Here is a 24,774-nt window from a genome sequence, read left to right as displayed (position 1 = left end):
GGCGACCGTACGCTGATGGCCATGTCGACCGTCCAGGCCGCCGCTCGGCGTCACCCGCAGGTGGTCGACGCGGCCTTGGCGGGCGTGGTGGCGGCGGTCTCGGCGCAGGCGGCGGCCGAGCTCGGCCAGGTCTCCGGCGGCGGCTGGGTGTGGTTCGCCGCGCTCCATGTGCCGCTCGTGTGGCGGCGCCGTGTCCCGGTGGTCGTCTTCTGGGTCATCGTGCTCGTCGGCCTGGTGTGGGTCGGCGACGGCGACGGTGACGACGTCAGCGGGTTCTCCCTGCTGGTCGTCCCGATGATCGCCCTGTACACCGTGGCCCGCTACCGGCCGCGGCGGCACCTCTGGGCGCCGGCCGCGCTCGTCGTCCCGTTCACCGTGGGCTGGGTGAGCAACGGCGGGCCGTGGTGGGACGTCGTGGCGCTGGCCGGCCTGTTCGCCGCGGCGGCGCTGCTGGGGGTGAACCTGCAGACCCGCCGGGCCTACCTGGCGGAGCTGGAGGAACGGGCCCGCCGCCTGGAGCGGGAACGTGACCAGCAGGCCAGGCTCGCCGCGGCGGCCGAACGGGCCCGGATCGCCCGCGAGATGCACGACATCGTCGCGCACAACCTCGCCGTCATGGTCGCGTTGTCCGACGGCGCGGCGGCGACGACCCGGGCCGCTCCGGAGCGGGCCGTGGGCATGATGGAGAAGTCGTCGGCGACCGGCCGCGAGGCGCTGGGGGAGATCCGGCGGCTGGTGGGCCTGCTGCGCGACGGCGAGGCCGAGGGACCCGCGGCCTCGCCGGCCGGTGCGCCGGCCCCGCAGCCCGGCCTCGACGACCTCGACGAGCTGGTCGATCAGGTGCGCGCCGCGGGCGTGGACGTCGCCGTCACCCAGGAGCGTGTGCCTGGCGACTGGGGCCCGGGCGCCGGCCTGACCGTCTACCGCGTCGTCCAGGAAGCGCTCACGAACACGATGAAGCACGCCGGGCCACGGGCCAGGGCGCAGGTCCGGCTGCGGTACTCGGCCGGTGGCGTCGACGTCGAGATCGTCGACGACGGCGCCGGCCAGCCGGCCGGTCGCGCGGCGCCGGGGCACGGCCTGACCGGGATGATGGAGCGGGCGGCCTCCTTCGGCGGACGGATCGACGCCGGCCCGTGCCCTGGGGCCGGCTGGCGCGTCCGTCTGCACCTTCCGATCGACCCGAGCGAGGACACGTGACCATCCGGGTGCTCCTGGTGGACGACCAGTCGCTGCTGCGGCTCGGGTTCCGCGCCCTGCTCGAGCAGCAGCCCGACCTCGACGTCGTGGGCGAGGCCGGCAACGGCGCCGAGGCCGTCACCATGACGCGCGCGCTCCGGCCCGACGTCGTGCTCATGGACGTGCGGATGCCGGCCATGGACGGCATCGAGGCCACCCGGCAGATCGTGGCGGCCGGCGGGGACGCGCGCATCCTCGTCCTCACGACGTTCGACCTGGACGAGTACGTGTTCGCGGCGTTGCGGGCGGGCGCGAGCGGGTTCCTGCTCAAGGACGCGACGCCGGCGGACCTGCTGGCCGGCATCCGGGTCGTCGCCTCGGGTGACGCGGCCGTCGCGCCCGCCGTCACCCGCCGGCTGATCGAGGCCTTCGCCCACCACCTGCCAACGTCGACCGGCCGATCACCCGTCGACGAGCGGCTGGACCAGCTCACCGAGCGCGAGCGTCAGGTCCTGGGCGAGCTGGCTCGTGGGCGGACCAACGCCGAGATCGCCGCGCGGCTCTTCGTCTCCGAGGCCACCGTCAAGGTGCACGTCGGGCGCATCCTGGCCAAGCTCGAGCTGCGCGACCGCGTGCAGGTGGTGGTGTTCGCCTACGAGAACGGCCTCGTGGACCCGGAGCAGGGCGGGCAAGGAGGACGGCACGGCGGGTGAACCCTCACGGATCCTTGGTCCCGCCGTGCCCTGGTTGACGCCCGAGGGGCAAAGGCGCACAACCTCCCTGCCGGCCTTGATCGGAGGGGGATCAGCCGGCACATCAGGAGGATGGGTAACACGGAAGGTTCATCGCAGGCGAGAAGGTGTCACCGGGCGGATCGGCAATTCCGGGTAGGTCCACATCGACGAAGGAGCGGTATCCCACGGTGGCGCTGGACGAGCATGCCTCCCTCGCCGTAGCCCGAAAGCCATGCCCGGTGCCTGGCCTGACGTTGAGGCTGCCGGACGCAACCGTCCTCCAACCACAGCCAGCGGGGGTACAGAACCTCGCCTGCAAGAAAATGTCCACGTTCGCCGTACTCGGACACGTGCCAGCCACCTGTTTCCAATAGCCGTGCGCCGATGCGGCTCGAGGCTGAGCCTTCGAAACATGCACATTTTCGGCACCCTGCCGGAAAAAACAGTTGCCGGCAATGATGATGGCTGACTCAGCCAGAGGCTCGATGATGTCGTCGGGAGGCGCCGAAAGCGGAGCCCAGTAGCCTGATTCGTCTGTTCGATCCGCCTGTGGCGCCGGCGTCGCGGACGAAGTGGGCGTCGCGGCGACAAGAGTGGCCAGGAAGCCATCAAGGCAGCCGGAAGTGCAGTGTGCTTGCGGCGTCGCAGCCGACTCATTCGCCGCTTGACAGCCGTCTTCGGGCGCGTCTTACTGCTGTCAGTGTCCACCTGGGTACTCCGTTCCCGAGGCGAAAGGTCTGGGGATCCGGTCGGCAGCGGAACGCCGACGGTTAGTGACCTGACTGGCCTACGGATAGGCGAGCCCGGTGAACCGGACGGGGTTGCTCGGGGCGGACAGCCTGCCGTCCTGGTCCCGGTATCGGAGGGTGATGTCGTAGGTGCCGACCGGCATGGGGAACTCGATCAGCGTTGCGGTGTTCCGCCACCAGTCGAAGCTCGCGTAGGGGGTGGTGGCGGGGCTGTGGGTGGCGCTGGACGCGAACGGCGTCGGGGAGTCGCCGAGGTAGAGCTCGAAGTCGACGTTCCGGCCGACACCGTCGGGAAGGCGCCAGTGGAAGAACAGGTCCGGAGCGTCCGCGAAGGCGACGGTCGTTCCCGCCAGGTGGGTTGGTGCGGGCAGGGTGGAGCTCTGCCGGCTCGGGGCGTGGGCGCTGCTCGTCGGAGCGGCTTGGTCGGGTGCGGCGAGCGCCGTCGCAGCATTGCCTGCTGTCGCTGCGATGACTGCCGCGGCGGTGAGCGCCGCCGCGATTCTCGGATACATGGGGCCTCCTTGATCAGCTGGCCGGCGGGGTGCCCTGAGCGGCCTGGGGGTCCATCCAGAAGACCTCCCAGAAGTGGCCGTCCGGGTCGCGGAAGCTGCGGGTGTACATGAAGCCGAGGTCTTCGGTCTCCCGGGCGAAGGACGCGCCCGCGGCGAACGCCTGCAGGGCCAGGTGGTCGACCTCCTCGCGACTGGCGGCCGACAGTCCGAGTGTGGCCTCGGTGACCTTGGTGGCGTCGGCGACCTCGGTGGTGAGGGAGCTCTGGAAGGTCGGCCGGGCCAGCAGCATGACGTAGATGGTGTCGCTGATGACGACGGTCGTGCTGACGTCGTTGGAGAAGTTCTCGTCGAGCGTGTAGCCGAGCGCCGCGTAGAACGCGCGCGACGCCGCCAGGTCCTCGACGGGCAGGTTGACGAAGATGGACGTGGACATCGGGTCTCTTTCCGGGGGTCGTTCCGCCGACGATCGTCGGCGGTGTGGCGGTCAGGGATGCGGGCGCTGGTCAGCCGGGTTCGACGGCGCCGGCCAGCGCCTCGAGCACGTCGCGCAGGCCTTGCCGGCGCTGCTCGGTGTTCTCCAGCCCGTCGAAGAAGACGCCCTGCTCGGTCATGGTCAGCAGGGTGCCGGCGGCGGTTCCGGCCAGCTCGATCGAGGTGATGGAGACCGAGAGCCGGGTGCCGTCGACGCGCATCTCGTAGCTGTAGACGATCCGCAGGTCCTCGACGATCTCGTGGTAGCGGGCATCGAACCGCGACACCGGGCCGTCCGTGCCGAAGCGGCTCTCGTTGTGCTCGTGCCCGCCCTCGCGGAAGTCGCTGGAGGAGTCGATCAGCGTCCACCCGCCGCCGGGGTCGTCGAACCAGGTCGCCTTGATCGACGGGTCAGCGAAGGCTTGGAAGACCTTCTCCGCCGGGACCTTGTACTCGCGTTCGACGGCGAAGGTCGAGTGGGTCAGCTTGCGTTCGATCATGGGTCTCTCTTCATCGGATGGTTCAGGTCTCGTCTTCGAGCAGCGCCCCGAGGCGATCGAGCTTCCGCTCCCAGCTGGTGCGGCGCTCGGCGATCCAGTCCTCGGCGGTCCGCAGCGCGCCCGGTTCGATGCGGCACATGCGCACCCGGCCCTCCTTCGTGGTGCGCACCAGCCCGCTGACCTCGAGGACCTTCATGTGCTGCAGGATCGCGGCCAGCGTCATCTCGAACGGCCGGGCAAGCTCCGACGCGGACGCCGGGCCGTGCGTCATCCGTTCGACGAGCGCACGGCGGGTGGGATCGGCGAGCGCCTGGAACACCAGGTCGAGGTTCGGCTGTTGGTCAAGCATGTGCTTTAGTAAAGCAGTTGCTTGAGTGTCGCGCAACCCCCGTCGCAGGATTGGGCGGCGTATACCTAACTGTTAGTGTGTAACGGTGAGCCATTCTCGCTCTGTCAACGCCGTCACCGGCCGTCGTCTGGCGTGGTCGCTGGCGATCGCGCTGCTGGCGGCCGCGGGGTGCGACGCCGCGCCCGCCGAGCCGGACGAGCCGGCGCCCGCTCCGACGAGCGCGTCCAAGACCCCGTCGGAGCCGGCCGGCAAGGTGGTGAACGACGTGGCGGCAAGCGTGCCTCCAGGAACCTTCGAAGCGGTGACCCCATGCACGCCCGGAGCGCCGCCCCTGCCACAGATCCCGGGCGACGCCGACTGCGAGATGGCCATTTGGCGGGTCGACCTCGGCGTGGACGGCACCTACGAACTGCGTGCCACCTACGGAATATCGCAACCGAACACCCCAGGAATCCGCGGCGGAGGCACGTCGATCGCCATGGCCGGCACCTGGTCGGCGTCGAACGGCGCGGACACCCCGGACACCGCGGGAGCGACGGTCATCGAACTGGCCGATCCGAGCACGTCACGCCCGGTCCGGTTCAGGATGATCAGCGACGACCTCATCCACCTGCTGGACGACGACGGCGGCCTCATGGTGGGCAACGGCGCGTGGAGCTACACCCTCAACCGCACCGGACCAGAGTCCGTCTCGGCGCCGGCGTCCCCGCCGGACGTCACCGGCACGTACGAAGGCCGCACGCGGTGCTCGCCACTCGTTCACGAGTTCACCAGGATCCCCGAGGATCCAGAGTGCCAGCGGATCAAGTGGTGGCTGCGCATCTCCGCCTCGGACGGAGACCCCGCACAGGGGACCTACCTCTACCAGGGCACGGAGACCGAGCGACGTGGCACCTGGCGGCTCGCGCAGGGCGTCGACCACGACCCCTCGGCGGTGGTCGTCGAGCTCGACATGGACACGAGCGATCCGTTGCGGCTCTTCGCGGCGGACGCCAACCACCTCTACGTCCTCGACCGCGATCGAGTCCCGGTGGTGGGGGACGCGCTCTTCAGCTATACGCTCAGCCGCGCGGCCGCCGGCTGACGGTCCGTGACACGCTCCGGTTCGGCGAACGGCTCAGGTAGAGCGCGAACGGGGCGTCGTCGTGGATGCCGTCGCGGTCGGCACGGAAGCCGCGGCCGGTGACGGTGCCCACGTGGCGCATGCCGAGGCGCTCCATCACGGCGCGCGAGGCCCGGTTGTGCTCCTCGGTGAAGCTGACGACGGCGCCTGCCCCCAGCTCCGCGAACGCGACGTCGAGGGCGCAGCGGCCGAGCTCGGTGGCGTAGCCGTGCCCGTGGTGCGCGCCGGCCAGCACCCAGCCCACCTCCAGGCGGTGCTCCGCCCAGTCGTCACCGCCTGGCACAGTGGCGGCGATCTGGCGCGTCATGGCCGCGGCGACGGCCAGCCGTGACAGCCCGCCGCGTCCGACCAGTGCGCCGGTGTCGCGGTGGTAGGCGATCCACTTGCCGACGCCCGCGGTGCGCCAGCCCGACTCCCGGGCGGCGGCGAACGCGGTGACCTCGGCCCGGTCCAGGTCACCGTACCAGCGCGCCACGGCCGGGTCGCGGTGCAAGCCGACCAGTTCGTCGACGTGGCGCGGGGCGATCGGTTCCAGGACCAGCCGTTCGGTCAGCCGCCGCGCGTCAGACATGGCGGGCGAGTCTAGCTGGGCAACCTGATCGCCGGCTCGCGCGTCATCGAGGTGTCCTGCGGTGCGGCGCTCACGGACGGGGGAGCAGGCCATGCCAGTCGACGGTGAGGACGAGGCAGTGGCGGCGGCCGAGCCCGGGCGGGTCGGCTGGGTGCCCGAGCGCCCGGCCGGACCGGACCGGCTGCCGGTCTGGTCCGCGCCGCCGCAACCCCCACGGCCGCCGAGGAACGGCTTCGCCGTCGCCGCCCTGATCGTCGGGCCGGTGGGCCTGGTCGCGGTCATCGGGGTGCTCTACGTGCTCGTCTACCGTGACGACGGGGACGACGACGGCGCGCCCTACTGGCTCGAGGACACCTGGGCGGCGCTGCGCGACGGCGACTGCGTCGACGGGCTCAGCACGATCGAGGGCGAGACGCAGCAGGAGCTCGACTTCCCGGTCGTGGCCTGCTCAGGGCCGCACGAGGGCGAGGTGTACGCGACGTTCGAGCTGGCCGAGGGCGACTATCCGGGCCTGACCGTCGTCGAGGAGCGAGCGGACCAGCGATGCGCGCAGTTGCTCGACGGCAGCCCGCCGGAGACCGTCAGCGGGCCCGAATACGGCTACCTGTACCTCTACCCGCATGGCGACTGGTGGCCGGAGATCCGCACCGTCGTGTGCATCGCCTTCGACATGGACGACGTCATGCCGCCGGGCCTGACACCGGCACCGCGGGCGTGACGCGGGGTACGCTCTGGCCATATGTCCAGGTCGTCGCGTGCGCCGTCCATCACGGACGTGGCGCGCCTGGCGGGTGTGTCGGTGCCGACGGTGTCGCGCGTCATCACCGGCTCGGTGCCGGTCAGCCCGGAGCGCACCGACCGCGTCATGGCCGCCGTCCGCGAGCTGGGCTATCGACCCAACGGCGCCGCCCGCGCGCTGGTGACGGGGCGGCAGTCGGTCATCGCGGTGCTGGCGAGCAACACCACCCGCTACGGCTACGCCACGACGCTGCAGGGCATCGAGGAGGCGGCCCGGCTGGCCGGCTTCATCGTCATGATCACCGTGATCGAGACCGACGAGCCCGCCGCGGTCCAGGCGGCCGTCGACCTCGCGTTGAGCCACCCGGTCGCCGGGGTGGTCGTGCTGAAGTTCGACCCGCCCGGCGCGGCCGCGCTGCACCGGCTGCCCGACGCGCTGCCGGTCGTCGCCGCCTCCGGTGGCCGCGGCGACGGGGTGCCGCACGCCGTCCTCGACGACACGGCCGGCGCCATGGCGGCGACGGAGTACCTGCTCGGGCTCGGCCACCGCACGGTGCACTATGTCGCCGTGCCGACGTCGGGACGCCGGGCCGGCCGGGCGACGGGCTGGAAGCGGGCCCTGACCCGGGCCGGGGTCGAGGCGCCGCCCGTCCTCGACGCAGGCTGGGACCCGGAGCGCGCGTACGAGATCGGCCGTGAGCTGGCCGGGCGCGACGACGTCACGGCCGTGCTGTGCGGCAACGACGAGCTGGCCATGGGCCTGATGCGCGGCCTGCACGAGGCCGGCCGCAAGGTGCCCGCCGACATCAGTGTGGTCGGCTTCGACGGCCACCCCATGGGCCGGTTCTGGACACCCGCGCTCACCACCGTCGAGCAGGACTTCGCCGATCTCGGCCGGCGCTCGTTCGCGCTGCTCGGAGGGCTGCTCGGCACCGGACACACGGCCAAGACGTCGTCGACGGCGGCCCGGCTGGTGGTCCGCGAGAGCAGCGGCCCGCCGCCGGTCCGCTAGCCTCGCTTGTCCTTCGAGCTGCGACGTTCGAGCCGGGCTTCTGAGCGACGTGGTGTTCGTCGGCCGGTGAGAACCGTGATCAAGGGCGATTTACTGCTGCCCTGGCGACACCAGACCGCCCATGATCATGGTTCTCACGTGGCCCTGGCGAGGACAGCGCACTCACACCGCCGAAGCTTGATGATCATGGAACGGTCGCCGCGACGTCCGGCCCGGACCCCTTGACGACGAATCTGAAAACGTTATCATCGGCGGAACGCCTCGTTCCTGTGAGCGTTAACAGCACCGAGGAAGGCCGATGCCGATGACGTCGCAGCCCGCCCGCATCGAGTGGGGACACGACGCCCTGACCGTGGTCCTCGCCGCCGACCCGAGCGGTCCCGTCCGGCTGATCACGATCGACGCCGCCGGGCCGGGAGCCGGCGCCGACGCGATCCCCGAGCCGGCGCAGCCGCTGGTCGAGCTGCTGGTCGCGGGGGAGGGCAGCGCGTGGTCCGGCCCGCGGCAGGTCGAGAGCGCCGCCGGCGCACGGCTGCGCTACGCCGCGCACCGGGAGCACCGCGAGGGCGGCTGGACGACGCTCGAGATCGACCAGGTCGACGACGTCGCCGGCCTGGGGGTGACCAGCGTGCTGCGCTCGCCGCTGGGCGTGGCCGCGGTCCGCGCCGAGACGACCGTCCAGGTCACGGGGCCTGAGCCGGTGACGCTGCACGCCGTCAGCTCGCTGGCCACCGGCGCCTTCCGGCCGGGAACCAGCGGGGCCGACGGCATCGACGTCCTCTGGGCGGAGAACGACTGGCTGGCCGAGGGACGCTGGCAGCGGCAGGCGTTGCGCGAGCGGCGGCTGCCCGACATCGACCTCGAGACGCACGGCAAGAACCCGCGTGGGGCGCTGGTCGTCGCGAGCCACGGCTCGTGGTCGTCGGGGGAGTACCTGCCGGCCGGCGCGCTGGTCGACCGGGCGAGCGGGCGGGCGTGGGCCTTCCAGGTCGAGCACAACGGCGCCTGGCGGTGGGAGGTCGGCGAGCGGCTCGACGGCGTCTACCTCGCCGTCCACGGACCCGGCGACGCCGACCACCAGTGGCGGCACACCCTGGAGCCGGGCCAGGAGTTCACCAGCGTCCCCGCCGCGCTGGCCGTCGGCGACGGCGGGCTGGAGGCGGCCGTGGCCGCGCTGACGGCCTACCGGCGCGCGATCGTCCGGCCGCATCCGGACCGCATGGCGCTGCCGGTCGTCTTCAACGACTACATGAACACCCTCGACGGCGACCCGACCACTGAGCGGCTGCTCCCGCTGGTCGACGCCGCCGCCCGGGCCGGCGCGGAGTACTTCTGCATCGACGCCGGCTGGTACGACGAGGACGGCGCCTGGTGGGACAGCGTCGGCGCCTGGGAGCCGTCGGCCACCCGGTTCCCGAACGGCCTGGGCGAGGTGACCGACCGGATCCGGGCCGCCGGGATGCGGCCGGGGCTGTGGCTGGAGCCGGAGGTCGTCGGCGTGCGCAGCCCGTTGGCGGACAGCCTGCCGCCGGACGCGTTCTTCCAGCGCGACGGACGCCGGCAGGCCGAGAACGGCCGGTACCACCTCGACCTGCGCCACCCGGCCGCCGTCGCGCACCTCGACGCCACCGTCGACCGGCTGGTCGAGGAGCTCGGGATCGGCTACTTCAAGCTCGACTACAACATCGACCCCGGCGCCGGCACCGACGCGAAGGCCGACGCACCCGGCGCCGGGCTGCTCGCGCACAACCGGGCCCACCTGCGCTGGCTCGAGGGCGTCCTGGACCGGCACCCGGACCTCGTCCTGGAGAACTGCGGCTCCGGCGGCATGCGCATGGACTACGCCCTGCTCGCGCGCCTGCAGCTGCAGTCGACGAGCGACCAGCAGAACCCGCTGCTCTACCCGCCGATCACCGCCGCGGCGCCGATGGCGGTGCTGCCGGAACAGTCGGCGAACTGGGCCTACCCGCAGCCAGAGATGAGCGACGAGGAGATCGCCTTCACCGTCACCACCGGCCTGCTCGGCCGGCTCTACCTCTCCGGACACCTGAACCGGATGACGGCGGACCAGTTCGCGCTGGTCCGCGACGGCGTCGACGCGTACCGGGAGCTGCGGCCCGGCCTCGCGGCGAGCGTCCCCTTCTGGCCGCTGGGCCTGCCCGGCTGGACCGACGGCTGGATCGCGCTCGGCCTGCGCAGGGACGGCGACAGCGTGCTGGCCGTGTGGCGGCGGCCCGGCGCGGACGCCGTCACCGAACTCCCGCTGCCGCACCTGCGCGGCGCGACCCCCGAGATCGACGTGCTCTACCCGCGGCGGCTGCCCGCCTGGCCGCATGCGTGGGACGCCGACGCCGGCGTCCTGCGCGTCGACGGAGCGGTGGCCGCCCCGGCGGCCCGCGTGTTCCGCCTGCGCCACACCGATGGACCGATCCGTACCGACCGAGAACGAGGAGAGACTCGATGAGGAGATCCCTGACGTTCGTGGCGGCGCTGGCCGCCGTCACCCTGACCGCCACCGCCTGCAGCGACCCCGCGTCCGGCCCGTCCGGCAACAGCGACGGCGACGGCGAGACCGCCGGCGACGCCGCCTGGCCGGACCCGACCGGCGACCTCGACGGCGTCGAGCTGACCATCTGGGCGGCGCAGAACAGCACCACCGTCCCCGAGCAGGTCGTGGCCGCGTTCGAGGAGGGGACCGGCGCGTCGGTCGAGGTCGTCACGATCCCCGACCCGTACGAGCAGAGCATCCAGACCCGCGTCGCGACCGGTGACATGCCCGACCTGGCGTTCTGGCAGCCGACGGCGTCGATGCTCACGGCGATCAACGCGCGCACCAACCTGCAGCCGCTGGACGACGCGCCGTGGATCGAGGAGCTCGAGCCGGAGCTGCAGGACATGACCGGCATCCTCGACGACACCCGCTACGCCGCGCTGATCACCAGCCCGGCGGTCGAGGGCGTCTACTACAACACGCAGGTCTTCGCGGCGAACGGCATCACCGAGACACCCACGGACTTCGCCGGCATGGTCGACGTCGGACGGCAGCTCGACGCGGCCGGCGTCACCCCGTTCTTCGAGATGGGCGCCGACCGCTGGGCCACCCAGTGGTGGGTGCAGGTGCAGCTGGCCGACGCCGCCGCCGACGGGTTCTGGGACCGCCTCAACGCCGGCGAGGAGACGTTCGAGAGCCCGGTCGTCCTCGACGCCATCACCACCTACCAGGGCCTGGTCGACGAGGGCCTGTTCAACGACGACATCGTCACGGCCACGTTCGAGGACCAGGGCGACGCGCTGCTGGCCGGCGAGGCGGCGATGGTCGTCCAGGTCAACTCGTTCTTCGGCCAGCTCCAGGCCAAGGCCGACACCGCGACGCTGGACGAGACCATCGGCTTCTTCCCGATCTCGCCGTCGGGCAACGTCGGCACGTTCATCCCGGACCAGAGCAACGCGCTGGTCGCGTTCCGCACCGGTGACGCCGAGCGCGAGGCCGCGGCCCGGCAGCTGCTGGCGTACTGGATGGGCCCGGGCTACGAGGACTTCGTGGCCGGCCGGCAGACCGTCTCGCTGAAGTCGGACGTGCCCAGCCCGGACGGCGTGCCGCAGGCGCTGCTGGACGTGCACGCGTCGCTGGCCGACGCCGTCGGCTCGATGCAGGCGCTCGCCGTCGCCAACCCGGACCTCTACCTCAACCTCGCGGACATGCTGGCCGGGACGATGACCCCGGAGCAGGTCGCGGCGGCCACCCAGGACCAGTTCGAGCAGCTGGCCGAGGCGGCCGGGGTCGGGAGCTGACCGTCGATGGCGCACGCCCAGGCGCCCGCGGCTGACCGGCGGCGGGAGCGGACCACCCACCCGGGCTGGTTCCTGCTTCCGGCGCTGGTCGTGCTGGCCGTCTTCTTCGTCGTCCCGACGGTCTTCAACTTCGTCTACGCGTTCACCGACTGGTCCAGCTTCACCAGCGAGATCAACCCGGTGGGCTTCGACAACTTCGAGCAGCTGGCGAGCAACGGGACGCTGTTCTCGTCGCTGCGCATCACGCTCGTCTACGCGGTGCTGGTGGCGATCTTCCAGAACGTGTTCGGGCTGGCGCTGGCGGTGCTGCTGGAGCGGGACACCGCGCTGAACCGGTTCGCCCGGGCGGCGTTCTTCCTCCCGGTGCTGATGTCGGCCCTGGCCGTCGGCTACATCTTCCAGGCGCTGCTGAAGCCGGACGGCGCCCTCAACGACGTGCTCGGGTTCTTCGCCGGCCGCGACGTGACGACGCCGTGGCTGGGCAACACGACGTGGACGATCGTCGTCGTCGCGCTGATCCACGCCTGGAAGTGGATGGGGCTGTCGATGCTCATCTACCTGGCCGGGCTGAAGACGATGCCGGAGGACATCCTCGAGGCGGCGCGCATGGACGGGGCACCGGCGTGGAAGGCGTTCTGGACGATCCGCTTCCCGCTGCTGGCGCCCGCGGTGACGTTCAGCGTCGCGACCGCGCTGCTGGGCTCGATGAACGGGTTCGACATCGTGCAGGCGACGACCGAGGGCGGGCCCGCCCGGACCACCGAGATCCTCAACATCTTCATCTACCGCACGTTCGGCCAGGGCCTGTTCGCCCAGGCCACGACGATGAGCCTGGTGCTGTTCCTGATGGTCGCGCTGCTGGCCTTCCCGGTGATCAGGATGCTGCGCCGGCGGGAGCAGGTCCTGTGAGCGGGGTGAGCCTGCGACGGCGGCCGCTGCGGGAGCGCTCGACGTGGTCGCGGCTGCAGCCGGTGGTCACCGTCGTGCTGGTGGCCGTCCTCGTCGGCATCCCGATGTGGCTGGTCGTCATGACGGCGGGGAAGTCGCAGGGTGAGGCGCTCAGCCCGAACCTCGCGCCGCCGACGGACTGGCAATTGTGGGAGAACCTGCGCGAGGTCTGGGACCGCGGCGCGATCCCGTCTGCGTTCGCCGGCAGCCTGCTGGTGATGGTGCCGGCCGTGGCCGGGGTGCTGGTCCTCGGCTCGATGGCGGCCTGGGTGCTGGCCCGGCGGACCGGCCGCGGGTACGCCGTCCTGTACGCGGCCGCCATCAGCGGCATCGTGCTGCCGCCGGCGGTCGTGACGATCGTCCTGCTGCTGCGCCAGCTCGGCCTGGCCGGCACGGCCGTCGGCATGATCGGCGTCTACGCCGGCATCTACCTGTCCACGGTGATCTTCTTCGTCACCGGCTTCGTTCGCACCATCCCGCTGGAGCTGGAGGAGGCCGCCCGGGTCGACGGCGCCGGCCCGGTCAAGGTGTTCGTGCGGATCATCCTGCCGCTGCTGCGGCCGGTGCTGGCGACGGCGACGATCCTCATCTGCCTCTACGTGTGGAACGACGTGTTCTATGCGTTCTTCGTGCTCGGCGGCCGGCTGGACACGCTGCCGCTCAACCTGTTCCAGGTGGCCAGCGCGGGGCTCTACCTCAACAACTGGCACCTGATCTTCATGTACGTGGTCCTGATGAGCCTGCCGCTGCTCATCGTGTTCGTCGTGGCCCAGCGCAAGATCATCTCCGGCATCACCAGCGGCGCGGTCAAGTAGCCCCTCTCGCACCACCCTCCGAACGATCGACGACGACGGAAAGAGGACGTCATGCGAACGTGGATCGCACCGATCGCCGCGCTGAGTGTCGTGGCCGGCGCACTGGCGGCGAGCACGCTGCCGGCTCCACCGGCCCGCGCCGACGACGCGCAGCAGCTGGTCGTGGACCTGAGCGAGCGCACGGGCCCGTTCCTGGGCGCCGGCGGCGGCACCCTGTACGGGCTCAGCGACGACGGCGTGCCCAGCGACAACACCCTCGAACCGCTGCGCCTGCACAGCATCGCGCAGAAGCCGCCGGCCGGCGCGCAGCACCCCAACGGCGACGCGCTCGTCGTGGCCGACCCGTTCGTCCGCACCGGCGGCGAGTACATCCAGATCTACGTGCAGGACATGTACGCCGAGTGGGAGTACGAGAACCCCGGCGGGGTGGTGCCCTGCAACGACGTCTGCTTCGACGATTACATGGACAAGCTCGCCTGGGTGGTCGACCAGGCGTCCAGCAGCCCGCACGCCGACCGGTTCGTCTACGTGCTGTTCAACGAGCCCGACAACATCTGGTACGACCTGGGCACCGGCAACGCCGCGACGTACCGGACCCGCATGGACGCGTTCCTGCAGCACTGGAAGGAGGCCGTCGAGTACGTCCGCGCCCATCACCCGGGCGCCCGTGTCGCCGGCATGAACGACGCCACGTTCCGGCAGCGCAACTACGCCGACTTCCTCACCTTCGCCCGCGACAACGACGTCCTGCCCGACATCGCGGCCTGGCACCAGCTGGCGTCCAACAGCCTCGACCCGGCCAGCGGCAACTACTTCCGCTCGACCTACGCGGCCTACCGTGCGCTGGAACGCGAGCGCGGCATCGACGCGATACCGATCAACATCAACGAGTACGGCGGCAACCGCGACCTCACCGTCCCCGGCCAGCTGATCAAGTGGACGGCGATGTTCGAGGACGCCAAGGTCGCCGCCGGCGGCAAGGCGTACTGGACCGCGGCCGGCGGCCAGGCCGGTGACGTCGTGCAGACGAACAAGCCCGGCGGCGGCTGGTGGTTCTACAAGATGTACGCCGACCTGCACGGCGGCGACACCGTCGCGGTCACCCGGCCGGACACCACCACCGTCGACGCGCTGGACGCCATCGCCGTCATCGACGACGACCGCCGGCAGGCCCGCATCGTCACCGGCGGCACGGCCGAGCCCGTCGACGTCGTCGTCGAGGGCGTGGACCCGGAGCTGTTCGGCGACACCGTCAACGTCGAGGTCCGGGCCACCACCTGGAGCGGGCAGAACTCCGACGCGCCGCCGCCGGAGGTGCTGCACCGCGCCGACGTGACGCCGTCGGGTGGCACGGTGACCGTGCCGATCCGCGGACTGGGCGTGCATGGCGACGGCGGCTCGAACGTCGACCTGATGGCTGCCTACGAGATCGTGCTGTCGCCCGGCGGCAGCGGCAGCCGCGAGCCGGTCGACCGGCCGTGGCGGGCGACGTACGAGGCCGAGACCGCCGCGATCACCGCCGGCACCGTCTTCACGCAGGGCACGCTGCAGAACTGGAACGCCGCGGCGACGTCGGGCAACCGCGACGTCGGCGCGCTGAACCGCGTTGAGAGCGCCGTCGCGTTCACCGTCGACGTCCCGGCCGCCGGCGACTACCGCCTGGGCATCATGTACGGCAACCAGACCGGCCAGCCGTCGCAGCAGGTGCTGACCGTCAACGGCGCGGAGCCGCGATTCGTCGACTACGAAGCGACGATGAACTGGACCTGGCGGACCCGCGCCGACGTCGTCGTCACGCTCGCCGCCGGGAGCAACGAGATCCGGCTGGCCGGGTCCGACCCGACCTTGGGCCGGGCCATCGGCGAGGCGACGCTCGACCGGATCGACCTCGAGCAGCTGAGCGGCGACGGCGGGACGGAACCGGCCCGCACGTACGAGGCCGAGCTGGCGCAGAGCAGCGACACCGCCGGGCACGAGTACGACCGCGCCGACCAGTCCGGCGCCGGCCACGTCGTGCTGCGGCGCGGCGCCGAGACGCTGTTCACCGTCTACGCCGAGGACGACGGCTACTACGACCTCGAGTTCCGGCACAGCAGCCCCGGCCGGCCGGGGTCGGCCGTCGCGCAGGTCGGGCTGGACCGCCGGCCGGTCGACGGCGCCGTGCTGACGGCGGCGCCCGGCGGCGGGTTCTGGGACACCGACCGGCACCGGCTGTTCCTTTCCGCCGGCGTCAACCGCGTGACGGTGACGCCCACCGGCCCGACGCCGGTGCGGCTGGACGACGTCGCCGTCACCCGGGCCGTCGACGGCGCGCAGCCGGTGACCGCGGTCGAGGCCGAGGACGCCACCCTCGCGGGGACGGCCGAGGTCCGGTCGCACCGCGCCGCGTCGGGCGGCTCGTTCGTCGGCGGCGTCGGCAACGGGCCGGCGAACTCGCTGACGCTGACCGTCGACGCCGCCCAGGCGGGGGAGCATCTGCTGGTCGTCCATTACGCCAACGACGAGCGCGACACCGGGCATCCGTACAACGCCGACATCATCTCCCGCCCGGTCGACGTGTCCGTCAACGGCGCCGAGCCTGCGCGGCACTGGTTGAAGAACACGTGGTCGTGGGGGAACTGGTGGGCCCGCGGCGTGCCGGTGACGCTGGAAGCCGGGCGCAACGAGATCACCGTGTCCAACGACCCGGCCCGGGGCGCGACGGCGAGCGAGTGCCCGCAGCCGTGCAAGCCGGCCCTGGACAGCCCGTGGGCACCGGACCTGGACCGGTTCGAGCTCGCCCCGATCCGGGTCGGCTGAGGTCAGGGACGCCGGTCCGGCGCCGTCGACGCGGCGCAGGACCGGGCGGTCCGGTAGAGCTGGAACGCGACGAGCAGGAGGGCCAGGCCCAGCAACACCATTGCGACGACGACCGGCCACTGCCACGCCTCGGGCGCGTACAGGGCGAGGAACCAGACCGGCTCGGTCTGGCCGGTGAGCTTCATGACGGCCGGGACGATGCCCTGCGGCACGGCGGCGATCATGCCCAGCGTGACGCAGACGCTGAGCAGGGCCTGCCGGTGCCGTGGCATCATCTCGACCGGGTTGCCGGACGCCTCGCGGGTCGCCGTGGGCGGGCGGGGGCCGACGCGCATGAGCTGGAGCAACTCCGGGCCGCGGTCGCGCAGCCGCCGGTACGCCGCGCGCCCGAACGCCCAGGCGCAGCCCACGCCGGTGAGCAGGCCGGCAGGGACGGCGAGCCAGGTCAGTGCCGGGACGTCATTCGCACTGCCCAGGACGAGCAGCACCGTGGGCGGCGCCGCGGTCAGCACCGTCGCGAAGAGCATGGCGAAGTAGAGGCCGGTGGCGTCGCCGCCGGTCTCGGCCGGGTTGCCGGTGCGCTTGTGCGCGTCGGTCTCCGGTGCCAGGCCATAGACGGAGAGCAGCGGGATCAGCCCGGCCGCGCCGCCGAGCAGCGCGGGCACCAGCGCGGCGACCCAGGGGACGGGCCAGGCCTCCCGCACCACCGCCAGCCCGACCAGCGACGGGAGCACCGTCGCCGGCACGTAGATGAGCAGCCAGGCGAGCTGACGGCCCCGGACGTCGGCCCGCTCGGCGCCGGGGACGAGCAGCGTCAGCCAGAGCGCGGTGCCGTCCATCGCGTACACGTTGACGCAGGCCATCGCGCCGATCAGTGCGACGACGACACCGGCGAACGGCAGCACCTCCGGGGCCAGCGCCCACAGCGCCGCGGTCGTGAAGACGGCCGCCCACAGCGAGCTGCGCACCTCGATGCCGCGCCGCGGGTCGCGCAGCCACGTCCGCAGGTCCTTGCCGGTCACGGCGCCCAGCTGGGTCGCCGGCAACCGGCGGCGGCCGGACGCTCGCACCGTCACGCCCGGGCCGGCCCGGCCGCCGGTGAGCCGCCGGCGCAGCAGCCATGCCCACAGCAGCAGGCCCGCCCACACCGCCGCCGCCAGCCCGGCCAGCGCGGCGGCCGCGAGCGGCCAGTCACCGCGTCCGGCCGCCTCGACGGCGACGATGCCCCAGCCCGACGGGAGCGCCCGCACGAGCGTCGCGAGCCAGCCCGGCAGCAGGTCGGCGAACTCCGCACCGGCGTCGCCGGCGACGTCGGCCAGGATCGAGATGATCGCCCAGCCGACCAGCATGGCCGCGATGAACAGCCCGTACTGCAGGCTGGCCAGCTCGGTGGCGAGGCGCGACCGGGCCGCCGAGCCCAGCGCCTCGGCGACGATGCGGGAGGCGAGGATCATCAGGAGCAGCAGGAGCGGGAGGGCCGCGACGGCCATGGCGACCGCGTCCGCTCCCAGCCGCCCGCCGTAGATCGCGGGCGCGACCAGCATCACCGCCGTGATCGCCGCGCCGATGCTCACGCTCGAGGCCGCCAGCAGCCCGGCGGCCAGCCGGCGCGGCGTCAGCGGCGCCATCGCGAACCACTCCGGCCGCAGCAGGTCGGCGCCACCGGTCTGGATGGGCCCGATCACCCAGCCGACCAGCCAGGCCGCCGCGATGACGGCGAGCAGGTCGGCCGTGCTGCGTTCGCCGCCGAGGTCGCCGGTGCCGACCGCGAGGGCCGCCAGCGCCAGGGCGAGGCCGAGCGTCACGCCGACGGGCCGCAAGCCGTTCGGGGTACGCCGCCAGACGGTGAGCCGCAGCCGGACCAGCGTGGGGATCAGGCCGTCAGCCATGCCAGGCCGTCTTCGTCGGCCGCCCGGACCCCCACCAGCTCGACGAACCGCTCCTCCAGACCGGCGCCGGCGCGGACGGCGTCCAGCGGCCCGGCCGACGTGATCGCACAGCTGCTCGACCAGGGCCATGACGTGGCTGGAGATGACGACCGAGCCGCCGCCGGCGACGAAGCGCTGCAGGATGGCCCGGATGGTCATGGCCGAGACCGGGTCGACGGCCTCGAACGGCTCGTCCAGCACCAGCAGCCGGGGCGCGTGCAGCAGCGCCGTCGCCAGGCCGATCTTCTTGCGCATGCCGGCGGAGTACTCGATCACCAGGGTGGACCCGGCGTCGGCGAGGTCGAGCACGTCCAGCAGCTCGCCGGCCCGCTCGCCGATGGTGGCCTCGTCCATGCCGCGCAGCAGCCCCAGATAGGTGAGGACCTCGGTGCCGGTGAGCCGCTCGGGCATGGCCAGCGCGTCGGGAAGCACCCCGACCAGCCGCTTCGCCGCCACCGGGTCGGCCCATACGTCGTGCCCGAAGATGCGCGCCGTTCCGGCGTCGGGCCGCAGCAGCCCGACGGCCATCGACAGCGACGTCGTCTTGCCGGCGCCGTTGGGCCCGACCAGCCCGAAGAACGAGCCCCGCGGGACCGTCAGGTCGACGCCGTCGGCGGCCGCCTTCTCGCCGAACCGCTTGGACAGCCCGGCCAGTTCGAAGGCCGCCACCTCGGGCTGCTCAGCTGGCACCGCGACCCCTCACGACCGTATCGGGCTGACGACGGGTGACACGTTCTCACAACGCATCACCCGCCGCCAACCCTCGCGACCGGCCGGTCAGTTGCCCTGGAACCGGCGGTACTGCCGCCAGATCTCCTGCGCCTCCAGGTCGTCGTCGAAGAACATCAGCGCGTCCATCCGGCAGTTGCACGGGTTGCGCTCGCTGCCGTCCTGCGGGTACGAGCCGCCGATCTTGATGCCGCGCGGGTTGGTGGCCGAGGTGCCGGTCCCGTCGATCTGCCAGGGGTCGCCGGGGGTGGTGTAGAAGCCCTCGATCGGCCGGCCGTTGCGGTACAGCGCCATCTCCCCGGTCGTGTAGTCGAATGTCGCGGCCAGGTGCACCCACTCGTCCTGGGGGAGCAGCTCGCGCCAGTCCTGCACGGCGGCGAAGGTCTGTGAGGCGCCGGTGTCGATCCGCCGGCCGAGGGCGACCAGCCGCAGCTCGCCGTTGACCTGGATCAGCTCGAGCAGGGCGCGGACGCCGTGACCGTCGGAGTTGCCGCTCAGGACGCCGGCGAGGCCGATCGCGTTGAAGCCGGGGGTGGGGTTCTGGCCGTTCAGCTTGAACCAGCCCATCACCGTGATGCCCTCGGCTCCGTTGAAGCGGCTCAGTGACTCCACGCCGTCGGCGTCGGCGGAGTACACGCCCGCCTTCCACGGAACGCCGGTCGGCGAGCCGGCGGCGCTGTGCAGCTGCAGGGCGTTGAGGCTGCCCGCGTAGGCTCCGTCGTCGACCCGCAGGTCCTCACCCCCGTTGACCAGCCTGATCAGCGTGCGCGACCACCCCTGGTCCTCCTCCCAGGAGTCGTCGGCGGCGAAGGGGTGCTCGAAGTCGTACGACGCGACGAGGTCCGGCGCGATCGACGGGTGGACCTCGGGGCGGATCGACTCGTACTTCATGCCCACGACCCGCCAGATCCTTCCGTCGGCCTTCGCCAGCAGGTAGAGGTTCTGGTCGGAGTCCGTGCCGAAGCGCAGGTCGACGCGTCCGTCGCCGACGAAGTCGGTCATCCGCATGCGGGTGCCTTCGGTGTCGTAGAGCGCGAGCTCGTAGAGCGGCGCCTCCCGCGAGACGTCGTTGTCGTGGCCGGTGTCGTCGGGGCGTCCGGCGATCTGGCTGTAGTACACCCGGCCCTCGACGAGGTCGCCGAAGACGTAGGCGCCGTACAGGCCGGGCAGGTCGCCGCGGTACACGAACCCGCCGGAGGCGGCGTGCCCGGAGTCGGAGTTGCACGGCCAGTTGGCCGGCTTGTCGTGGTCGTAGGAGGTGGCCGGGTACTCGTAACCGGCGTCCTTCATCTCCTCCGTCATCGGGTAGAGCCAGCACTGGGTCTCGTTGCGGTAGGCGTAGCGACCCTCGATCACCGGCCAGCCGAAGTTGTCGCCGGCGTCGACGTCGTAGACCGCCTCGATGGCGCGCTGGCCGATGTGCCCGAGGTACATGTCGCCGGGGTGGCGGCGGTCCCAGCTGAAGCGGTGCGGGTCGCGCATGCCGACGGCGTAGATCTCGCCGGCGGCGCCCGGCTCGCCCACGAACGGGTTCGACGCGGGGATGCCGTACTGCCCGTTCGGGCCGTTCGTGCCGGCCGGGTCGATCCGGAGGATCTTGCCCGACGGCGTGGCGAGGTCCTGGGGCACGTCGCTGCTCACCCCGATGCCGCCGTCGCCGACGGCGAGGTAGAGCAGCCCGTAGTCCTCGTCGCCGTGCCGGGCGTGCGGGTTGAAGTCGATCTGCTGGATCGCGTGGATCTGGCCGCCGAAGCGGAACCGGAACAGCTCCCGGCTGGTGCCGCTGAACGTGCCGGCCGCGGGGTCGTCGGCGGTCCACTCGGTCACGACGCTCGTCACCGACGAGGAGGTCACCGGCTGGGACGGGTAGGTCAGCTCACCCGGGGCGTCGGGGGTCTCGGAGTGGACGGTGTAGAACCTGCCGTTGTCCTCGAACTCGGGGTGGAACGTCACGAAGCCGAACCCGGAGCCGAGGCCGCGCCAGGACAGGAAGTGCGGGTACCGCGCCGCGATGTCGAGGTAGAGCTGCGGCTCGCCGTCGTTCAGGAGGTACAGCGGGCCGTTGAGGTCGGGCACGTACATCCGGCCGGAGCCGTCCGGGATCTCGCCGAGATAGTTGATCCGGTTGTACCTCGAGCCGATCCGGACGTCGGTGACCGGCCCGTTGGGCACGGATGCGGGCAGCTGGGCGTACTCCTCCAGGACCAGACCGCGGGTGGACGGCTTGATCGCGTCGGGGATCGGGTCGGTGATGGGAGTGTCGGGGTCGGCGGTGTCCGCCGTGGCCGGCAGCGTGAGCGGGGTGAGCGCCGCCGCGAGCACGAATGCTGTGACAGCGGCGAGCCATCGACGTGATCTGCGCATGGTCCTCGTCCCTCACTTCAGATGTGGATGGGAAGGTGCCGTGGTGGGCCGGCCGCCGAGGTAGAGCTCGGCCAGCTGCGGGTCTTGGAGCAGCTCCGCGGCCGGGCCGTCGATGTGCACCCGGCCGAGGTCCAGCACGCAGCCGAGGTCGGCGGTCTCGAGGGCGCGGCGCGCGTTCTGCTCGACGAGCAGCACGGCCGTTCCCGCGTCGCGCATGCGGATCACCTGCTCGAAGACGGACGCCGCCGACCTGGGGTCCAGGCCCATCGACGGCTCGTCGAGCAGCACCACCCGCGGGCTGACCATCAGCGACCGGGCGAACTCGACCTGTTTCTGCTGACCGCCGGACAGCGCTCCGGCCAGTGCCTTCCATCGGTCGCGGACGACGGGGAACAGGTCCTTGACGAAACCGGCCCGCTCGGCGATCCGGGCGCGGTCGCGGATCGTGTACGCGCCCAGCAGCACGTTCTCCTCGACCGTCATCTCCTTGAACACGCTGTGCCCCTGGAGCACGTGCGAGAGGCCGGCGGCCAGCAGCTGCTGCGGCCCGAAGCCGGTCACGTCCTCGCCGTTGACCCGGATCGTGCCAGAGCGGGGCGCGAGCATGCCGCTGGCGACCTTGAGGACGGTGGACTTGCCGGCGCCGTTGGGCCCGACCAGGCACACGACCGATCCCGCCGGGACCCGCACCGTCAGGCCGCGCAGCACCAGGGCGGCGCGACCGTAGCCCGCCTCGATGTCGACGAGCTCGAGCAGGTGGTCAGATGCCAAGGTAGGCCTCCAGGACTCGGGGGTCCTGCTGGACCACTGAAGGCGGGCCGGCGCTGATCTGGGTGCCGCGGTCGAAGACGATCACGTGGTCGGAGAGGCTCATGACCAGTTCCATGTTGTGCTCGACGACGATGAACGTCTTGCCCTCGGCGTTGAGCGAGCGGACCAGCGCGGCGATCCGCTCGATGAGCGCCGGGTTCACGCCGCCGGCCGGTTCGTCGAGCATGATCGTGTCGGGGTCGGCCATCAGCACGCCCGCGAGCTCGAGCAGCTTCTGCTGGCCGTAGGACAGGGCGCGCGCCTCGGAGCTCTCGAGGTGCTCGATGCCGACGCGGGACAGCAGCTCCCGGGCCCGTGCGACGTCGCCGCGATGGTGGGCGGAGGCGAGCAGGCGGGCCCGGCTCGGCGGCCGGACCGCCGCCAGGACGTTCTCCAGCGCGGTCATCCGGGGGAAGATCCGGCACAGCTGGAAGCTGCGCCCGACGCCGGCGCGGGCGATCCGGTGCGGCGCCTTCCCGGTGATGTCGGCGTCGTAGTACGTGACGCGCCCGCTGTCGGGCTTGATCATGCCGGTGACGCAGTTGAAGAACGTCGTCTTCCCCGAGCCGTTCGGCCCGATCAGGGCGTTGATCTTGCCGTGGTGGAACTCGACCGTGGCGTCGTCGACGGCCCGGACACCTCCGAACGCCTTCGACAGCCCGGTCGCCGCGAGGCCGATCCTCGTCATCGCTTCGCCCCCTCTCTGGCCGGGGCGGAATCTCGCTGCTCGGCGAGCTCGGCCTGGCTGACCTCGCGGATGGACGACTCCTGCGGGCGGAACCGCCGTCGCAGCGCCGCGAGCGCCGGGATGACGCCGTCGGGCATGAACAGCACGACCAGCCCGAGCAGCAGCCCGGTGGCGACGAGGTGGAACTGGGTGTCGCCGTACTCGTTCTTGAAGAACTCGACGGAGTAGCCGACGACCAGGGCTCCGAGCAGCGGCCCGAACAGGCTGCGGATGCCGCCCAGCAGGCTCATCAGCACCATGTAGGAGCCGATGAGGATCGAGAACTGGAAGATCGGGTCGAGGAAGCCGAACCAGAGCGCGTAGAGCCCGCCGCCGACCGCGGTGAAGAACGCGGAGAGGACGAACGCCACGAGCTTGTAGGTGAACGTCGGGATGCCCAGCGCCTGCGCCTTGTCCTCGTCCTCGCGGATCGCCTTGAGGCCGATGCCGAACCGCGACCGGTCGATCAGCCACCAGGCGAGCAGCGCGATCGCCAGTACCGCGACGTGCAGGTAGAAGAAGCGCTCGTGCTGCTCGGGACGCAGGACGTCGGGCCCGAACGGCCGTGGCACCCGCAGCCCGTTCGACCCGCCGGTGAACTCGCCCCACGACTGGAAGACCAGCTGCAGGATCAGCACGAAGGCGATCGAGACGATGACGAACGACGCTCCGCGCACGCGCAGGCTGGCGATGCCCACCGGCACCGCGATCAGCGCGGTGATCAGTGCGCCGAGGACCAGCGCCAGCCACGGGTTGATGCCCGACTCGATGATCAGCAGTGCGGTGGCGTAGCCGCCGAGGCCGGAGTAGGCCGCGTGGCCGAGCGACATGTAGCCGGTGAACCCGCCGACGAAGTTCCAGCCGGTCGCGAGGACCGCGTAGCTCATGATCACCACGCCCACCGACAGGATGAACGGGTTCGCGGCGAACGCGGGGAACGACAACGCCGCCGCGGCGAGGGCGAGGATTCCGATGACCTTGAGCGCGGCGGTCAGCCCCGGCCCGCGGATCCGGTCAGAAGCGCTGGGCAAGACGACCTCCGAAGAATCCCTGCGGGCGGACCATGAGGGTGACGAAGAGCGCCACGTAGAAGATCGTCTGCGCCCACGTGGTGCTGAGCGGGATCTGGAGCAGCGCCTGCCCGATCCCGAGGACCATCGCGGCGATCGCGGCGCCCGGGATGCTGCCCAGGCCGCCCACCACGATGATCGCCATCAGGGGCCCGATCCAGTGCCAGTGCAGCGACGGGTAGATGGTGGAGTCCAGCGCCAGCGCGGTCCCGCCGACGGCCGCCGTCGCCAGCCCGATGCCGAAGCCGTACCCGGCGGTGCGCTCGGTGTCGATACCGACCAGCCGGGCGGCCTCGGGATGCTGGATCGTCGCCCGCAGCGCCTGGCCGAAGCGCGTCCGCGTCAGCAACAGGTACAGCGCCAGCAGCGACAGCGCGGCCAGCCCGAACGCGATCAGCTTGACCACGGCGACGTTGACGCCGGCCACCTCGAGGTCGGCGCCGCCGTAGGGCAGCTGGATCCGTCGTTGCGTGCCGGTGAAGACCCAGCCGAGCATGCCCTCGATGACCAGCGCGATGGAGAACGTCAGCAGCACCGACATCATCGTCAGCGTGGCCGGGCGGAGCCGAGCCATCAGCAGCCGCTGGATCGCGACGCCGAGGACGAAGAACAGCGGCACCGTGCCGATCATGGACAGCAGCGGGTCGAGGCCGGTCTCCCGGGTGAACACCCAGGCGAGATAGGCGGCCAGGATGAGGAACGCCGAATGGGCGATCATCACCACCCGCATCACGCCGAAGTAGAGCGTGAGGCCCGCCGCCAGGAGGGCGTAGAGCCCTCCCAGCAGGATTCCGAGCACCAGGCTCTGGACGAACAGCGACATGCCGGTCAGACCTCTCCGGGCTCGGCGCCGC

Annotated in this window: 21 protein-coding genes and 1 pseudogene; 10 read left to right on the top strand and 12 right to left on the bottom strand. The window is 71.8% G+C overall.

Features of this window, described 5'->3' with window-relative positions; all coding sequences use genetic code 11:
* The first annotated feature begins 21 nt into the window (after positions 1-21).
* On the top strand, positions 22-1,200 hold the full coding sequence (locus BLV05_RS22665) for a sensor histidine kinase (protein WP_197683265.1): 1,179 nt from the start codon (positions 22-24) through the stop codon (positions 1,198-1,200).
* Positions 1,197-1,892, top strand: a complete 696-nt coding sequence (locus BLV05_RS22660; protein ID WP_046770007.1) for a response regulator — start codon at positions 1,197-1,199, stop codon at positions 1,890-1,892. The genes BLV05_RS22665 and BLV05_RS22660 overlap by 4 nt, the downstream gene beginning before the upstream one ends.
* An 808-nt stretch (positions 1,893-2,700) precedes the next feature.
* Here the strand turns inward: BLV05_RS22660 and BLV05_RS22655 are convergent.
* From BLV05_RS22655 to BLV05_RS22640, 4 genes are all read right to left on the bottom strand, one after another.
* Positions 2,701-3,174 carry a hypothetical protein gene (locus tag BLV05_RS22655; protein WP_046770006.1) on the bottom strand — a complete coding sequence of 158 codons (474 nt, stop codon included), beginning with the start codon at positions 3,172-3,174 and terminating at the stop codon, positions 2,701-2,703.
* A gap of 13 nt (positions 3,175-3,187) precedes the next feature.
* Positions 3,188-3,607, bottom strand: coding sequence for a VOC family protein (locus BLV05_RS22650; RefSeq protein WP_046770005.1), 420 nt, complete (start codon positions 3,605-3,607; stop codon positions 3,188-3,190).
* A gap of 70 nt (positions 3,608-3,677) precedes the next feature.
* Positions 3,678-4,145 (bottom strand): SRPBCC family protein, encoded by a 468-nt coding sequence (locus tag BLV05_RS22645; protein WP_046770004.1) that lies wholly within the window; start codon positions 4,143-4,145, stop codon positions 3,678-3,680.
* Positions 4,146-4,167: 22 nt separating this feature from the next.
* On the bottom strand, positions 4,168-4,494 hold the full coding sequence (locus tag BLV05_RS22640; RefSeq protein WP_046770003.1) for an ArsR/SmtB family transcription factor: 327 nt from the start codon (positions 4,492-4,494) through the stop codon (positions 4,168-4,170).
* Between the two features lie 85 nt (positions 4,495-4,579).
* Between BLV05_RS22640 and BLV05_RS22635 the strand changes: the two genes are divergently transcribed.
* The gene (locus tag BLV05_RS22635; RefSeq protein ID WP_046770002.1) at positions 4,580-5,578 is read left to right on the top strand and encodes a hypothetical protein; all 999 of its coding nucleotides are present in this window, start codon (positions 4,580-4,582) and stop codon (positions 5,576-5,578) included.
* Here the strand turns inward: BLV05_RS22635 and BLV05_RS22630 are convergent.
* Positions 5,556-6,188: a GNAT family N-acetyltransferase gene (locus tag BLV05_RS22630; protein ID WP_052762663.1), complete on the bottom strand. Its 633-nt coding sequence runs from the start codon at positions 6,186-6,188 to the stop codon at positions 5,556-5,558. The two genes, BLV05_RS22635 and BLV05_RS22630, sit on opposite strands and share 23 nt — an antisense overlap.
* A gap of 91 nt (positions 6,189-6,279) precedes the next feature.
* Between BLV05_RS22630 and BLV05_RS22625 the strand changes: the two genes are divergently transcribed.
* From BLV05_RS22625 to BLV05_RS22595, 7 genes are all read left to right on the top strand, one after another.
* The gene (locus tag BLV05_RS22625; protein ID WP_046770001.1) at positions 6,280-6,906 is read left to right on the top strand and encodes a hypothetical protein; all 627 of its coding nucleotides are present in this window, start codon (positions 6,280-6,282) and stop codon (positions 6,904-6,906) included.
* Between the two features lie 21 nt (positions 6,907-6,927).
* On the top strand, positions 6,928-7,938 hold the full coding sequence (locus tag BLV05_RS22620) for a LacI family DNA-binding transcriptional regulator (RefSeq protein ID WP_046770000.1): 1,011 nt from the start codon (positions 6,928-6,930) through the stop codon (positions 7,936-7,938).
* Positions 7,939-8,236: 298 nt separating this feature from the next.
* A complete protein-coding gene (locus BLV05_RS22615) occupies positions 8,237-10,402 on the top strand; it encodes a glycoside hydrolase family 36 protein (protein WP_152690848.1) in 2,166 nt (721 codons plus the stop codon).
* Positions 10,399-11,730, top strand: a complete 1,332-nt coding sequence (locus BLV05_RS22610) for an ABC transporter substrate-binding protein (RefSeq protein ID WP_046769999.1) — start codon at positions 10,399-10,401, stop codon at positions 11,728-11,730. The genes BLV05_RS22615 and BLV05_RS22610 overlap by 4 nt, the downstream gene beginning before the upstream one ends.
* A gap of 6 nt (positions 11,731-11,736) precedes the next feature.
* Entirely contained in the window at positions 11,737-12,639 is a 903-nt protein-coding gene (locus tag BLV05_RS22605) for a carbohydrate ABC transporter permease (RefSeq protein WP_046769998.1), read from the top strand.
* Entirely contained in the window at positions 12,636-13,493 is an 858-nt protein-coding gene (locus BLV05_RS22600) for a carbohydrate ABC transporter permease (protein ID WP_046769997.1), read from the top strand. Before BLV05_RS22605 ends, BLV05_RS22600 begins: the two co-directional genes overlap by 4 nt.
* 51 nt (positions 13,494-13,544) lie before the next feature.
* Positions 13,545-16,292: a carbohydrate-binding protein gene (locus tag BLV05_RS22595; RefSeq protein WP_052762662.1), complete on the top strand. Its 2,748-nt coding sequence runs from the start codon at positions 13,545-13,547 to the stop codon at positions 16,290-16,292.
* A 2-nt stretch (positions 16,293-16,294) separates the two neighbouring features.
* On the opposite strand, the gene BLV05_RS22590 is transcribed toward BLV05_RS22595, so the two are convergent.
* From BLV05_RS22590 to BLV05_RS22560, 7 genes and pseudogenes are all read right to left on the bottom strand, one after another.
* Complete coding sequence (locus BLV05_RS22590; protein WP_082155403.1) at positions 16,295-18,181, bottom strand: hypothetical protein; 1,887 nt, start codon at positions 18,179-18,181, stop codon at positions 16,295-16,297.
* Positions 18,166-18,910: pseudogene (locus BLV05_RS38695) on the bottom strand (ABC transporter ATP-binding protein). The gene BLV05_RS22590 and the pseudogene BLV05_RS38695 overlap by 16 nt, the downstream one beginning before the upstream one ends.
* Before the next feature lie 87 nt (positions 18,911-18,997).
* Positions 18,998-21,313: a PQQ-dependent sugar dehydrogenase gene (locus tag BLV05_RS22580; RefSeq protein ID WP_046769995.1), complete on the bottom strand. Its 2,316-nt coding sequence runs from the start codon at positions 21,311-21,313 to the stop codon at positions 18,998-19,000.
* Positions 21,314-21,325: 12 nt separating this feature from the next.
* The gene (locus tag BLV05_RS22575) at positions 21,326-22,084 is read right to left on the bottom strand and encodes an ABC transporter ATP-binding protein (RefSeq protein ID WP_046769994.1); all 759 of its coding nucleotides are present in this window, start codon (positions 22,082-22,084) and stop codon (positions 21,326-21,328) included.
* A complete protein-coding gene (locus tag BLV05_RS22570; protein WP_046769993.1) occupies positions 22,074-22,811 on the bottom strand; it encodes an ABC transporter ATP-binding protein in 738 nt (245 codons plus the stop codon). The genes BLV05_RS22575 and BLV05_RS22570 overlap by 11 nt, the downstream gene beginning before the upstream one ends.
* The gene (locus BLV05_RS22565) at positions 22,808-23,881 is read right to left on the bottom strand and encodes a branched-chain amino acid ABC transporter permease (RefSeq protein ID WP_197683264.1); all 1,074 of its coding nucleotides are present in this window, start codon (positions 23,879-23,881) and stop codon (positions 22,808-22,810) included. Before BLV05_RS22565 ends, BLV05_RS22570 begins: the two co-directional genes overlap by 4 nt.
* The gene (locus BLV05_RS22560) at positions 23,865-24,743 is read right to left on the bottom strand and encodes a branched-chain amino acid ABC transporter permease (protein WP_197683263.1); all 879 of its coding nucleotides are present in this window, start codon (positions 24,741-24,743) and stop codon (positions 23,865-23,867) included. The genes BLV05_RS22565 and BLV05_RS22560 overlap by 17 nt, the downstream gene beginning before the upstream one ends.
* Between the last annotated feature and the right edge of the window lie 31 nt (positions 24,744-24,774).

It is taken from the genome of Jiangella alkaliphila, from assembly GCF_900105925.1.
In the GTDB taxonomy this organism is placed as follows: Bacteria; Actinomycetota; Actinomycetes; order Jiangellales; family Jiangellaceae; genus Jiangella; species Jiangella alkaliphila.
The sequence above is the reverse complement of the archived record's forward strand: the minus strand, read 5'-3'. Positions and strand labels throughout refer to the sequence as shown.